The 249-nt window shown below is 47.8% G+C and carries 1 pseudogene; it reads left to right on the forward strand.

From position 1 onward, the window contains the following. Window positions 1-249: pseudogene (locus SB725_RS32925) on the forward strand (hypothetical protein); the annotation flags it as partial.

Consider the following 249-nt stretch of genomic DNA (forward strand, 5'->3'; position numbering starts at 1 on the left):
ATAACACAACCTATCGCGGGGCATTTGGTAGCAGCGATATGATTCCGATTAGTACGGATTCACGTAGTGTTGCGGTGATCGATGCTGAAACTGGCGAATCTATCTACGAAAAAGATGCTGATATCGCGCGCCCAATGGCCAGCATCACTAAAGTTATGACGGCTATGGTGGTGTTGGATGCTGGTCTTGATATGCGTGAAGAAATCACGCTTGATCCAGAAGATTTCGTTGGTCCTAAGCGGGCAAGCT

Origin of the sequence: Pseudomonas sp. SIMBA_041, assembly GCF_046535095.1 — a bacterium.
Lineage (GTDB): Bacteria > Pseudomonadota > Gammaproteobacteria > Pseudomonadales > Pseudomonadaceae > Aquipseudomonas > Aquipseudomonas mucoides.